This is a genomic window from Gordonia sp. ABKF26 (assembly GCF_041103195.1).
Classification (GTDB): Bacteria; Actinomycetota; Actinomycetes; order Mycobacteriales; family Mycobacteriaceae; genus Gordonia; species Gordonia terrae.
Map to the genome: position 1 here is coordinate 2,495,374 of NZ_JBGCVZ010000003.1, position 12,521 is coordinate 2,507,894.

13 protein-coding genes are annotated in these 12,521 nt (G+C 69.1%); 10 read left to right on the forward strand and 3 right to left on the reverse strand.

The window, feature by feature from the left end; all coding sequences use genetic code 11:
• The first annotated feature begins 108 nt into the window (after nt 1-108).
• Genes AB4Z55_RS11655 through AB4Z55_RS11700 form a run of 10 tightly spaced genes read left to right on the forward strand, consistent with a single transcriptional unit; the run spans nt 109 to nt 9,957 of the window.
• On the forward strand, nt 109-1,191 hold the full coding sequence (locus tag AB4Z55_RS11655) for a PhoH family protein (protein WP_004023020.1): 1,083 nt from the start codon (nt 109-111) through the stop codon (nt 1,189-1,191).
• The gene (gene ybeY, locus AB4Z55_RS11660; RefSeq protein ID WP_369519751.1) at nt 1,188-1,775 is read left to right on the forward strand and encodes an rRNA maturation RNase YbeY; all 588 of its coding nucleotides are present in this window, start codon (nt 1,188-1,190) and stop codon (nt 1,773-1,775) included. Before AB4Z55_RS11655 ends, ybeY begins: the two co-directional genes overlap by 4 nt.
• Entirely contained in the window at nt 1,772-3,241 is a 1,470-nt protein-coding gene (locus AB4Z55_RS11665; protein ID WP_004023018.1) for a hemolysin family protein, read from the forward strand. The genes ybeY and AB4Z55_RS11665 overlap by 4 nt, the downstream gene beginning before the upstream one ends.
• Nucleotides 3,238-3,582, forward strand: coding sequence for a cytidine deaminase (locus AB4Z55_RS11670; RefSeq protein ID WP_248643016.1), 345 nt, complete (start codon nt 3,238-3,240; stop codon nt 3,580-3,582). The genes AB4Z55_RS11665 and AB4Z55_RS11670 overlap by 4 nt, the downstream gene beginning before the upstream one ends.
• Nucleotides 3,575-4,486 (forward strand): GTPase Era, encoded by a 912-nt coding sequence (era, locus tag AB4Z55_RS11675; RefSeq protein WP_004023015.1) that lies wholly within the window; start codon nt 3,575-3,577, stop codon nt 4,484-4,486. The genes AB4Z55_RS11670 and era overlap by 8 nt, the downstream gene beginning before the upstream one ends.
• 56 nt (nt 4,487-4,542) lie before the next feature.
• Nucleotides 4,543-5,955 carry a DUF3533 domain-containing protein gene (locus AB4Z55_RS11680; RefSeq protein ID WP_354562081.1) on the forward strand — a complete coding sequence of 471 codons (1,413 nt, stop codon included), beginning with the start codon at nt 4,543-4,545 and terminating at the stop codon, nt 5,953-5,955.
• Between the two features lie 51 nt (nt 5,956-6,006).
• Nucleotides 6,007-7,890, forward strand: a complete 1,884-nt coding sequence (locus AB4Z55_RS11685; protein WP_369519752.1) for a pyruvate kinase — start codon at nt 6,007-6,009, stop codon at nt 7,888-7,890.
• A 54-nt stretch (nt 7,891-7,944) separates the two neighbouring features.
• Nucleotides 7,945-8,748, forward strand: coding sequence for a DNA repair protein RecO (recO, locus tag AB4Z55_RS11690; RefSeq protein ID WP_004023010.1), 804 nt, complete (start codon nt 7,945-7,947; stop codon nt 8,746-8,748).
• Nucleotides 8,729-9,550, forward strand: coding sequence for an isoprenyl transferase (locus AB4Z55_RS11695; RefSeq protein WP_004023009.1), 822 nt, complete (start codon nt 8,729-8,731; stop codon nt 9,548-9,550). Before recO ends, AB4Z55_RS11695 begins: the two co-directional genes overlap by 20 nt.
• The gene (locus AB4Z55_RS11700) at nt 9,547-9,957 is read left to right on the forward strand and encodes a hypothetical protein (RefSeq protein WP_004023008.1); all 411 of its coding nucleotides are present in this window, start codon (nt 9,547-9,549) and stop codon (nt 9,955-9,957) included. Before AB4Z55_RS11695 ends, AB4Z55_RS11700 begins: the two co-directional genes overlap by 4 nt.
• Before the next feature lie 24 nt (nt 9,958-9,981).
• Here AB4Z55_RS11700 and AB4Z55_RS11705 read toward each other — a convergent pair whose 3' ends face one another.
• The 3 genes from AB4Z55_RS11705 to AB4Z55_RS11715 all read right to left on the reverse strand — a co-directional run bounded on the left by AB4Z55_RS11705 (nt 9,982) and on the right by AB4Z55_RS11715 (nt 12,405).
• Nucleotides 9,982-10,410 (reverse strand): Fur family transcriptional regulator, encoded by a 429-nt coding sequence (locus AB4Z55_RS11705; RefSeq protein WP_004023007.1) that lies wholly within the window; start codon nt 10,408-10,410, stop codon nt 9,982-9,984.
• The gene (locus tag AB4Z55_RS11710; RefSeq protein WP_004023006.1) at nt 10,407-10,781 is read right to left on the reverse strand and encodes a metalloregulator ArsR/SmtB family transcription factor; all 375 of its coding nucleotides are present in this window, start codon (nt 10,779-10,781) and stop codon (nt 10,407-10,409) included. Before AB4Z55_RS11710 ends, AB4Z55_RS11705 begins: the two co-directional genes overlap by 4 nt.
• A gap of 85 nt (nt 10,782-10,866) precedes the next feature.
• Nucleotides 10,867-12,405 (reverse strand): M28 family metallopeptidase, encoded by a 1,539-nt coding sequence (locus tag AB4Z55_RS11715; RefSeq protein WP_369519753.1) that lies wholly within the window; start codon nt 12,403-12,405, stop codon nt 10,867-10,869.
• Nucleotides 12,406-12,521 lie beyond the last annotated feature (116 nt).

The following is a 12,521-nucleotide window of genomic DNA, read 5'->3' on the forward strand; positions in this document are numbered from 1 at the left end:
TGCACCGCGATACACTGACCACACCTCTGCGGGCCGCGGGAGCGGTGGGCCGGGGTCGAGCCAGAACAGAACAGCATCCAGAACAGAACACCAGGAGTGATTTCATACGTGAGTGACGACAACCCCGACCAGAGCGGGCAATCCAGCCGTACGCAGCCGCGCCGGTCTGGGGTCACATCCACTGTCGAAGTCTCTCCCGGAGTCGTGTTCGGGCTGCTCGGCGCCAGTGACGTCAACCTGCGTACGCTCGAGCAGCTGCTGCCCGCCGACATCCACGTCCGCGGCAATCAGGTCACGCTCACCGGTGAACCCGCCGAGGTCGCGGCGTCCGAGCGCGTCATCGCCGAACTCGTCGACCTCGTCGGCCGGGGTACCCCGCTGACACCCGATCTCGTCCGGCACAGCGTGTCCATGTTGTCCGACGGCACCGAGGAATCGCCTGCCGACGTGCTGTCGCTCGACATCCTGTCGCGACGCGGTAAGACGATCCGGCCGAAGACGCTCAACCAGAAGCACTACGTCGATGCCATCGACGACCACACCATCGTGTTCGGTGTCGGCCCGGCCGGTACCGGCAAGACCTACCTCGCGATGGCCAAGGCCGTCCAGGCGCTGCAGTCCAAGTCGGTCAACCGCATCATCTTGACGCGGCCCGCGGTCGAGGCGGGCGAGCGCCTCGGCTTCCTGCCCGGCACGCTGAGCGAGAAGATCGACCCGTATCTGCGTCCGCTGTACGACGCGCTGCACGACATGATGGACCCGGACGCGATCCCGAAGCTGATGGCCGCCGGGGTCATCGAGGTGGCACCGTTGGCCTACATGCGCGGCCGCACCCTGAATGACGCGTTCATCATCCTCGACGAGGCCCAGAACACGACGAGCGAACAGATGAAGATGTTCCTGACCCGGCTCGGCTTCGGTTCCAAGGTCGTCGTCACCGGCGACGTCACCCAGATGGACCTGCCCGGCGGTGCCCGGAGCGGGCTGCTGGCGGCGACGGAGATCCTCGAGGGCATCGACGACATCCACTTCGCGCGGCTCACCAGCCAGGACGTGGTCCGGCACCGGTTGGTCGCCGACATCGTCGACGCCTACGGACGGGCCGAGGAGGCGCAGCGAGGTCTGCCCAACACCGCGCTCGGCGGCAACCGCGCCGCGCGGCGGGCCGCGTCTCAGGGACGTCGCTCATGAGCATCGAACTCGCGAACGAATCCGGGGTGGAGGTTCCCTCCGAGCTGATCATCGATGCCGCGCGCTTCGCGGTGAACGCGATGGACGTCAATCCCGCGGCGCTGCTGTCGGTGCTGTGCGTCGACGAGGACACCATGGCGGACATGCACGTGCAGTGGATGGACCTGCCCGGTCCGACCGACGTGATGAGTTTCCCGATGGACGAACTCGTGCCCGGCGGACGGCCGGACGCCACCGACCCGGGGCCGGCGATCCTGGGTGACATCGTGCTGTGTCCCGACTTCGCCCGGAAGCAGGCGCGCGAGGCGAAACGGTCCTTCGAGCACGAGCTGGCGATGCTGACCATCCACGGTGTACTCCACCTGCTCGGCTACGACCACGCCGAACCGGAGGAGGAGCGCGAGATGTTCGGGCTGCAGAACCGCATCCTCGACGCGTTCTACGCCGAACGTCACCGCCGTGCGCAGGAGCAACGGCAGACCGACCGTGATTCGCGGCTGCTGTCGAACATCGGATTCACCGGTGTCGAGGGCGGAACGCCGGCCCCCGGTGCCCCGACGCGGTCCGAGGAGGACCGAGGGTGACCTCTGACTACTGGTTCATCGTGGCCGCAGTCGTGTTGATCGGGGTCGGTGGGATCTTCGCGGCGGTGGACACCGCGGTGTCGACCGTGTCGAACGCCCGGGTCGACGACATGGTCCGCGAGGGGCGCGCGGGTGCGCGCCGCCTGGCGGACATCTTGGGCGCACGCGCGACCTATCTCGGCCTCGTGGTGCTGCTCCGCGTGGTCTGCGAGACCGCGGCCGTCGCGCTCGTCGCGGTCGCCGCGACCCAACTCATCGGCGTCGGCGGAGGATTGGCGGTCGCCATCGCCGCGATGACCGTCGTCTCGTATGTCGCGGTCGGCGTCGGCCCCCGCACCCTGGGCCGGCAACACGCCTACACGATCGCGCTGGCATCGTCGTACCTGCTGTTCGCGCTGGGAGTGCTGCTCAAACCGCTGACCCGTCTGCTGATCCTGATCGGCAACGCCCTGACCCCGGGTCGCGGGTTCCGCAACGGTCCGTTCGCGACCGAGGTCGAGTTGCGTGAGGTCGTCGACCTCGCCGAGGCGTCGGGTGTGGTCGCTGCCGACGAGCGCCGCATGATCCAGTCGGTGTTCGACCTCGGTGACACCAGCGCCCGCGAGGTGATGGTCCCGCGCCCGGAGATGGTGTGGATCGAGGCCGACAAGACCGCGCTGCAGGCCACGAGTCTCGCGACGCGGTCCGGACATTCGCGGATCCCGGTGATCGGTGAGAACACCGACGACGTCCTGGGCATCGTGTACCTCAAGGACCTGGTGGCCCGTACGGTCGCCCAGCGCATCGACCCCTCGACGCTCCGAGTCGTGGACGTGATGCGTGACGCCGAGTTCATCCCCGATTCCAAACCGCTCGACCGGGTCCTCGCCGACATGCAGCGCGAGCGCAACCACATGGCGATGCTCGTCGACGAGTACGGCGGCATCGCCGGCCTCGTGACCATCGAGGACGTTCTCGAGGAGATCGTCGGCGAGATCACCGATGAGTACGACACCGACGAGCTCGCCCCGGTCGACGACCTCGGCGACGGGTCCTACCGGGTGTCGGCACGACTGCCCGTCGAAGACCTCGGCGAGCTGTTCGACGTCGAGATCGCCGAGGAAGAGGTCGAGACGGTCGGCGGACTCGTCGGCCTGGAATTGGGCCGTGTGCCGTTGCCGGGCGCCCGTGTCGAATCGCACGGACTGCAGCTGGTGGCCGAGGGCGGGCCCAATCGCCAAGGCCGCCAACGCATCATCACGGTGCTGGTCACCCGGGTCCCCGGCGCGGAGGAGGAGTCTCGGCGCGACGAGCACCGCGGCCACTCGAGCCGCTCGGCGGGGCGTTCTGAACGGGCCGCGGGCCGTGACCACGAGGACGAGCGGCGGGCCGAGCGAGCGGCGAGAGACACCGGCGACGACGCCCCGGAGGGCGACGCCGCCGATCGCGACAGTGCAGACGACCCGAGAGCAAGGATGAATCAGTGACCGAGACCCTCACCGACGAGGATCGCAAGCTCGTGGTGCTCGCCAGGGGCGCGCTGGCGCGCGCCGAGGCGCCGTCGGGCGCCGCGGTCCGGGACGGCGACGGCCGCACCTATGCCGGAGCCGACGTGCGCACCCGCACCCTGACCCTCACCGGGCTGCAGGTTGCGGTGGCGTCCGCGATCTCGAGTGGGGCCCGCTCCTTCGAGGCGGCGGTCGTCGTGAACGGTGAGTCCGACGACCCGGGCCTGGCGACCCTGCACGAGCTCAGCCCCGAGGCGTACGCGGTCCTGACCGACACCGCGGGTGCACCGCAACGGCGCATCGGGCGCGCGAATGCCTGAGTTCCGTTCGGGCTTCGTCTGTTTCGTGGGCCGGCCCAACACCGGTAAGTCCACGCTCACCAATGCCCTCGTCGGTGAGAAGATCGCGATCACCTCGAATCGTCCGCAGACCACCCGCCACACCATCCGCGGGATCGTCAACCGGCCGGACGCCCAGTTGATCCTCGTCGACACCCCGGGTCTGCACCGACCGCGCACGCTGCTGGGTCAGCGACTGAACGACCTCGTCCGCGACACCTACTCCGAGGTCGACGTGATCGGTGTCTGCATTCCCGCCGACGAGGCGATCGGGCCGGGCGACCGCTGGATCATCTCGCAGGTCCGTGAGATGGCACCCCGCACGACGATCGTCGGCGTGGTCACCAAGATCGACCGGGTCGGTCCGGAGCAGGTGGCCAAACAGCTTCTCGCGCTCTCCGAGGTCCTCGGACCGGAGTCGGAGGTGGTCCCGGTGTCGGCGAAGTCGGGCAAGCAGCTCGACGTGCTGTCCGACGTGCTCGTCGGCCTCATGGAGGAGGGTCCCGCCTTCTACCCGGACGGTGAACTCACCGACGAACCCGAGCAGGTGCTGATGGCGGAGTTCATCCGCGAAGCCGCACTCGAGGGGGTGCACGACGAGCTGCCGCACTCGCTGGCCGTCGTCATCGAAGAGGTCATCGACCGGGAGGACCGGGATCCCGAGCTGCCGCCGATGGTCGACGTCCACGCCGTGCTGTTCGTCGAGCGTGACAGCCAGAAGGGCATCATCATCGGACGCAAGGGCGCGCGTCTGAAAGAGGTGGGTACAGTTGCCCGCGCACAGATCGAGCGGCTGCTGGGGACCAAGGTGTACCTGGATCTGCATGTGAAGGTCGCCAAGGACTGGCAACGCGACCCCAAACAGCTGCGTCGATTGGGTTTCTAGCAGCGTGTTCCCGGCGGCCTGACGCCGACGGGGGCGGCCTGCGGGGAGGTACGCCGATGGGAACGCACGAGTCGCCGGAGCAGCCGGGAGACGCACTCGGCAGGGGCGCGCACGAAGCGCCGGATGCCGACCAGCCGACGGGACGCACGATCGCGGGAGTGCTCGGGTCGCCCCGATTCTGGCTCGCACCGCTCGCGCTGGTGGCGGTGATGTTCTCGCTGATGGCCGCGCTGTACATGGCGGCGGTCGTCGATCCGCAGCGCCACCTCCACGACTTCCCGGTCGCGCTGGTGCAGGAGGACGCCGGCGGTGAGGTGCAGGATGCCGACGGACAGTCCACGGAGCAGAACTTCGGCGAGCAGGTCGCCGAGGGCATCATCTCCTCGGCGGCGGAGAACGGGATCGTCGTGCGCCGCACCGACCGGTCGACCGCCCTCTCCGAGCTGAACAGCGGCAAGGTCTACGGCGTCATCGTCGTCGGGTCGAACTTCACGAATCGGGCTGTCGCACTGGGCCGGTCCACGGTCCTCACCGCCGAACCGGCGAAACCGACCATCGACATCTTCATCAACCGGGGTTCCGGCGCGTTCGCGTCGTCGATCACCACCACCCTCGCCGACCAGGTGCGGACGCGCGTCAACGATCAGGTCGGCGCACAGCTGACCGAGCAGGTCCGCACCCAGCTCGACCGCAACGACATCACCTTCACCGGTGCGGCACAGCTCGCGCTCGCGAGCCCGGTGGCCGTCGAGGTCTCCGAACCGACGCCGCTTCCCAACGGCGCGGGCAACGGTCTGTCGGCGTTCTATCTGACCCTGCTGCTCGTCCTGGCGGGGTTCACCGGGGCGATGATGGTCAGCATCGTCGTCGACGGCATGCTCGGCCAGACGCCCGTGGAATACGGGCCGTTCTATCAGCTGCGCGAGCGGCTCGCGATCAGCCGGTGGGCGACCCTCGCGGCGAAGTGGACGATCATGTTCCTCGTCGCGGTGGTGTTGTCCACATTGTTCATCGCCGTCGGCGCGATGGTCGGGACATCGATCCCGAACGGATTCGTGCTCTGGATGCTGTCGGTGCTCGGCATCTTCGCGGTCGGGGTGAGTGCGAGCGCGATGATGGCGGTGTTCGGCAACGCCGGTCTGCTGTTCAACCTGCTGTTCTTCGTGGTGTTCGGATTGCCGTCGTCCGGCGGCACCCTCCCACTCGAGGCGAGTCCGCGATTCTTCGAATGGGTCGCCGCGATCGAGCCGATGCATGTGATCTATCTCGGTGTGCGCGCGGTCTTGTATTTCGACGCCGACTTGTCGGCAGGCCTCGGCCGGTCGATCATCCAGTGTTTCATCGGTCTGCTCGTCGGTGTGCTTCTCGGTCTGCTCGGCACCAAGTACTACGACCGGAAGGGCTGGCACCGGTATCCGGGTGGGATGACTCTTCCGCCGAAGCTCGACAAGATCGTCAACGCCGGCTGAGACGTGGTCGCGCCGCCCCGACCGTTCACCTGGGTCTGACACCGTGGCGGGATGGGTATCCCCGTCGTCATGTCGATCCCCGAACTGTCCACGGCTCTGCACGAGCTGCGGGACGACCTCGACCGCGCGGAGCTGCAGGCCGAGTCGCTCATCGCCGCCGTGGCCGATCAGCACCGGCACAGCGCCCGCAACCTCGTGCACTACGTCGCGGTCCGACGCCGCGACCTTCGTCCGCTGCAGGAATCGATGTCCGCGCACGGTCTGTCGAGTCTCGGCCGGATGGAGTCGATCGTCTATTCGTGGATCGAGACGGTCATCGAGACCGTGGACGCGCTCGCCGAGGGCCGTACCCGGCATCCGATCTGGGGTGATCTCGCCGGGGGTGTGCGAACCCTGACCCGCAATCGCGATCGGCTCCTCGGGCGCGTACACCCCGGTGGTGGTGACGACGCGACCGCCGACGGACCCGGGGACGAGCACGGCGAGCGGGCCACCCGCGTGATGGTCACGATGCCGACCCAGGCCGCCGACGATCCGGACCTGGTCCGCGCCATGGGTGCAGCCGGGATGGACGTCGCGCGGGTGAACTGCGCGCACGACGGTCCGACCGAGTGGTCACGGATGATCGAGTCCGTCCGGTCCCTGCCGGGCCGGGTGCGGGTGGCCATGGACCTCGCCGGACCGAAATTGCGTACCGGACCGCTCGAACCGGGGCCGAAGGTGATCAAGGTGAAACCCGTCCGCGCCGACAACGGCACGGTCGAACGACGGTCACGGGTGCGGCTCGGTACGACGCCGCTCGACCCCGGGGCACGATTGCCCGACGGGATCGACGCGGTCATCCCGGTGGGTGCACTCGTCGACGCCGTTGAGGGAGACCAGCTGGTCCTGCGTGACGCCCGCGGTCGCCGGCGACGTCTCGAGGTGGTCTCGGTCTCCGAGGCGGGTATCGACGCAGAGACCGATCGGACCGTCTACTACGAGACGGGCATGCCGATCGGTGTGGCGGGTTCCGAGGACGCCAGTCGGGATGCGGCCCGCTCCCGGCGCAGTCTCGTCGTCGACGAACTGCCGGAGAAGCGCCAGCACCTGCTGGTGCGCACCGGCGACGAGATCCGGTTACAGCGCGACCTCACCCCGGCTCCGGCGACTCGCATCGGGCCCCATCGGATCGGTTGCGAACTCGGGGAGGCCTTCGACGATGTGATGCCGGGCCATCGGGTGCTGTTCGACGACGGCAAGATCGCCGGGCGCGTCCGGGAGAAGCTCGGCGACGAGATCGTGGTCGACGTCGAGCGTGCCGGTCCGGGTGGAACCAAACTCCGGGCCGAGAAGGGGATCAACCTACCGGACACGACGCTGCACATCCCGGCGCTCACGGCGGCCGACCGGCGAGACCTGGAGTTCGTGGCAGCGCGCGCGGACATGGTGAACTGCTCCTTTGTCCGGTCGCCGGAGGACGTGGCCGACCTGATCGACGAGCTGGGTCGTCGGGGCGCACCGGACGTGGGGATCGTGCTGAAGATCGAGACCCGGGCGGCCTTCGAGTCGCTGCCGCAGATGCTGCTCGAGGCGATGCGCTGGGATGCGGTCGGGGTGATGATCGCCCGCGGCGACCTGGCCGTCGAGGTCGGGTTCGGTCGGCTCGCCGAGGTACAGGAGGAGATCCTGTGGCTGTGCGAGGCCGCACATGTCCCGGTCATCTGGGCGACGCAGGTGCTCGACGGGCTGGCGAAGACGGGCGTTCCGTCTCGTGCGGAGGTCACCGATGCGGCGATGAGCCGCCGCGCGGAGGGCGTGATGCTCAACAAGGGGCCGTACATCGTCGAGGCGATCGAGGCACTGACGTCCATCCTGGACCGGATGGGCGGTCACGTGGAGAAGAAGCGGTCGCTGCTCCGGCCGCTGAACTCCTTCGACATCGATCCGGGGTAGGACTGCGGGCATGTCGGGGGCGCGCGTGTCGGTGCCCGGTGGGAGAATGCCCGGGTGAGGTTCTACCGGGATGAGGCCGTCGTGTTGCGCCAGCACAAGCTGGGCGAAGCCGACCGCATCATCACGCTGCTCACCGCCGAACACGGCCTCGTGCGCGCGGTCGCCAAGGGCGTCCGGCGGACCCGCTCGAAATTCGGCGCCCGGCTCGAACCATTCGCCCACATCGATGTACATCTGTATCCGGGGCGCAGCCTCGACGTGGTCACCCAGGTGCACAGCCTGCACGCCTTCGCCGATCGCATCGTCGCCGATTACGGCCGCTACACGACGGCCTGCGCGGTCCTCGAGACCGCGGAGCGTCTGGCGGGCGAAGAGCGCGCTCCCACCCGCCAGTTGCACCGGCTGACGGTGGGGGCACTGGAGGCGCTGGCCGACGACCGACGACCGCGTGAACTGATCCTCGATGCCTATCTGCTGCGCGCCATGTACAGCGCGGGCTGGATGCCGGCCCTGGAAGAGTGCGCACGATGCGCGACGCCGGGGCCGCATCGCGCCTTCCACGTCGCCGCGGGTGGTGCAGTGTGCCTGCCCTGTCGCCCGCCGGGTTCGGCGACACCGTCGCCCGGCGTGCTCGACCTCATGGACGCGTTGTTCCGCGGTCAGTGGGATCACGTGACCGACTCGACGCCGTCGCTGCGCCGTCAGGCCAGCGGGCTCACCGCCGCGCACCTGCAGTGGCATCTCGAACGGCAGCTCCGAACCCTGCCTCTGATCGAGCGCACCGCGCCTCATAGGCTGATGGACACAGGTGTGGACGTGGGTGTGAGGAGAGTCGACGATGGCGTTGCGGCCGGGTAGTTCCGCGAGAGGGCGGAAGTCCGCGAGCCCCCGTGGCGACGTTCGGCCGCCCGACCCGCACCCGAGCGGCGCGCGTCCGCCGGCCATCCCCGCCGAGTTCGTACCCAAGCACGTGGCACTGGTGATGGACGGCAACGGCCGCTGGGCCACCGATCGCGGACTCCCGCGCACCGAAGGACACAAGCGCGGCGAGGCCGTGCTGATGGACACCGTGTGCGGCTGTATCGAATTGGGTGTGGGCTGGTTGTCGGCTTACGCCTTCTCCACCGAGAACTGGTCCCGCAGCCCCGACGAGGTGCGGTTCCTCATGGGCTTCAATCGCGACGTCATCCGTCGGCGGCGCGACGAGATGCACGAGATGGGTGTCCGCGTGCGGTGGGCCGGACGCCGGCCGCGCTTGTGGCGCAGCGTGATCCGTGAACTCGAGATCGCCGAGGAGATGACCAGGGACAACACCGCGATGACGCTGACGATGTGCGTCAACTACGGCGGCCGCGCCGAGATCGCCGACGCCGCACGGGAGATCGCCCGCCGGGCGGCCCGGGGAGAGATCGATCCCGAGCGGATCTCGGAGTCGACGTTCGCGCGATACCTCGACGAGCCGGACATGCCCGACGTCGACCTCTTCCTGCGTCCCTCGGGGGAGCAGCGCATCTCGAATTTCCTGCTGTGGCAGTCGGCGTACGCGGAGATGGTCTACCAGGAGAAGCTCTTTCCGGACTTCGACCGCCGTGACCTGTGGGCCGCCTGCCTCGAATATGCTTCGCGCGACCGGCGTTTCGGCGGGGTGAAGCCGTCGTGACCGATGCCGCCACGCTCCTCGACCGGACGGCCGAGATCGTCGCCGAACTCGGGCCCGTCGACCGTCCCGACGCCGATTCGCTGGTGGTACAGGTCGGTCCGACGCGCGCATCGATCCGCGTACTCACGCTGGCCGACGGCCTCGACGTGCTGGCCATGACTCAGATGGTCGCGATGGACCTGCCCAACACGCCGAGCCTGCGCGACGATGTCGAGGCGTGCGCAGCCCAGCTCAGTTTCGGCAGCCTCCGACGCTCCGATCGTGCCGGGGTCACCACGGATGTGTTGCAGTACTACACGTTTCCGGCAAGCCAGCTCGACGACGTACCACTGCTGACGGTGTTGCACATCGTGCTCGCCGCCGGGGTCGACGCCGCCGAGCGGCTGATGGGTCCGGCTTCCGCCTGACGCGACCGCCCCTCCGCTCCCTGCTCAGTCGCTCTCGGCGACCCGGCAATCACCGCAGCGGCCGAAGACCTCGACGGTGTGGTTGATGTCGGTGAAGCCGTGCTGCGCGGCGATCTTCGCGGCCCATCGCTCGACCGGCTCGGCCTGGACCTCGACGGTGGTTCCGCATTCGCGGCACACGAGGTGATGGTGGTGTCCCGACGAACAATGGCGGTAGCGCGTCTCACCGGAGCCGTCCCACAGCACATCGATCTGGCCGGCCTGGCTCAGCGCCTGGAGATTGCGGTAGACCGTTGTCAGGCCGATCGATTCACCGCGGGCCTTGAGGATCTCGTGCAACTCCTGGGCGGAACAGAAGTCCTCGGTGCCGGCCAGGGCGTCGGCGATCGCGGCCCGCTGGCGCGTCGACCGGATGCCGGTGACCGGCTGCGGTCCGGAGGCGACCCCGCTCATTCGTTCACCGCCCGGGAGGCGTCGGTCGGCACTGCGCGGCCGTCGTGGGTCTCGTTCGCGTGGATCAGGGCGTCGCCGACGATGTGGGCGACGTGATCGTCGAGCAGTTCGTAGGTGATCTCGCGGCCGTTGCGCTGGCCGCGTACCACGCCGGCGTCCTTGAGGACACGCAGGTGCTGACTGACCAGCGGCTGACTCAGACCCAGGTGCCCGACGAGTTCATGGACGCACTGCACCCGCTCGCGCAGGGACAGCACGATCGCGACGCGGGTGGGGGAGGCGAGGGCACGCAGGAGGTCGGCGGCGGCTTCCCGGGCCGCGGCATCGGCCGCCTCGACGGGGTCGGGCCCGTCCAACGGTTGGGTCGACATCGCGCTCCTCTCGCCTGGCTCGCGCCACTGATCCGACCATTCTAACGGAAATGGTTTTCAATCCATGCCCGGGTCGCGTGGCCGGTCAGCCGCCGTTCGCGCGACGGCGGTCGGCGACGGGGGGAACCCCGTCCGCGCCCGCGGTCGACAGCGCGTACGTCGCCACCGCGAACGCGACCGCGGAGGAGTTGACGGCCAGGAGGTCGGTGTCGATGTTGTCGAGGGTGTCGCGCGCCGTGTGATAGTCGGGGTCGAAGGGTTCTCCCGCGCGGCCGCCCCACAGCTCGGCCTGCGCCTCGTTCTTCTCGGTCTCCGCGCCGGTGAACACCCCGCCGGAGGGGATGCCCACCGCGATGAACGGACCGTAGTCGGAGCGGCCGTCGAAGTCGTCGGGTGCGAGGGGGATGCCCCGATCGGCGTAGAACTTCTCGAAGGTCCGCTCGATGCCCCCGGAGCCGTCCGGGCCGGGGCCGGCTCCCTCGCGTTCGGAATCGTCCCCGTCGTAGGTGAAGTAACCGCCGTTGGGCGACGCGAGCATGTCGAAGTTCAAGTACAGGGCGACCGCCGCGCGGCCGGCCGGGTCGAGTCCCCGGACGTACTCCGAGGAACCCACCAGGCCGTCCTCTTCGGCGCCCCAGAACGCGAACCGCACCCGGTGCGCAACGCGTGGGGACGAGCCGAGCCGCAGCGCGGTCTCGAGGACAGCCGCGCTGCCGCTCGCGTTGTCGTTGATGCCGGGCCCTTCGACGACGCTGTCGAGGTGCGCGCCGGCCATCACGACGTCGTCGGCGGTGCCCGTCCGGGTCTCGGCGATCAGGTTGCGCGTGCGGATGCCGGTGGTCTCCGCCTCGACCGAGAGCGTCACCGATCCAGCCGACCGCACCCGCTCGGCGTCGTCGGCGGAGACGCCGAGGACGGGGATCGTGGGGCGGTCATCCGGCCCGAGCGTGGCGCCCGTGAGCGGGCCGGGTTCGTTGTTGACCATGATCGCCCCGACCGCACCGGCGGACTGCGCGTTACGTGCCTTGTCGGCGAAGGTGCAGGTGCCGCGCGAGATCACGGCGACCGACCCGCGCACCGCCCCCGGGAAGTCGGTGCTCGCGCATCCGAGCCCGTCGACGGTCACGGGCGCGGCGGTGACCGGGGTGTCACCCGTGCCTGCCGAGTACTCGACGATGCGCGTCGCGACCTTCAGGTCGTCGGCCGTCAGGCTCACCGGCCCGGCGTCGAAGCGCTCGTAGTCGACCGGCGTCGTGGTCACGTCGAAACCCGCCGTGCGGAGCAGCCCGGCGACGTAGTCGAGCGATGCGTCATACCCGGATGTGCCGGCTGCGCGGTTGCCGCCGTTGTTGTCGGCGATCTGCCGGAAGGCGCGGACGTGGGCCATCACGTTCTCGATGGTGACCGCCTCGCCCAGCGCGTTCGGGGTGACCTCGGCGACCGGGGGTGCGGGCGAGGGGGTCGACACCGGCGCCGAAGAGGGCCGATCGACCTCTGTGGGCTGTTCGTCCGCGCACCCCGCGACGAGTGCCAGTACCAGTGCCAGTGACGCTGCCAGGAACGTCGGCCGGCCATGCCGCGCCGGAACAGGGACGACGACGCGTCGTCGTACTCGAACGATCACCCTGCCACTGTGGCAGTTCCGGAACGCCGGCGTGCGCCCAACGGTTCGCGGCGACGACCGGAGTTGCCGGTGCTTTCGGGAAACAGGACACCTGCTCGGTAGTCTGTACGGGTTGC

Bases quoted from the DNA above. Each gene is read 5' to 3' on its own strand.
- ybeY (WP_369519751.1), top strand. From the start codon at position 1,188: ATGAGCATCGAACTCGCGAACGAATCCGGGGTGGAGGTTCCCTCCGAG.
- era (WP_004023015.1), top strand. From the start codon at position 3,575: ATGCCTGAGTTCCGTTCGGGCTTCGTCTGTTTCGTGGGCCGGCCCAAC.
- AB4Z55_RS11680 (WP_354562081.1), top strand. From the start codon at position 4,543: ATGGGAACGCACGAGTCGCCGGAGCAGCCGGGAGACGCACTCGGCAGG.
- AB4Z55_RS11685 (WP_369519752.1), top strand. From the start codon at position 6,007: ATGGGTATCCCCGTCGTCATGTCGATCCCCGAACTGTCCACGGCTCTG.
- AB4Z55_RS11695 (WP_004023009.1), top strand. From the start codon at position 8,729: ATGGCGTTGCGGCCGGGTAGTTCCGCGAGAGGGCGGAAGTCCGCGAGC.
- AB4Z55_RS11705 (WP_004023007.1), bottom strand. From the start codon at position 10,410: ATGAGCGGGGTCGCCTCCGGACCGCAGCCGGTCACCGGCATCCGGTCG.
- AB4Z55_RS11710 (WP_004023006.1), bottom strand. From the start codon at position 10,781: ATGTCGACCCAACCGTTGGACGGGCCCGACCCCGTCGAGGCGGCCGAT.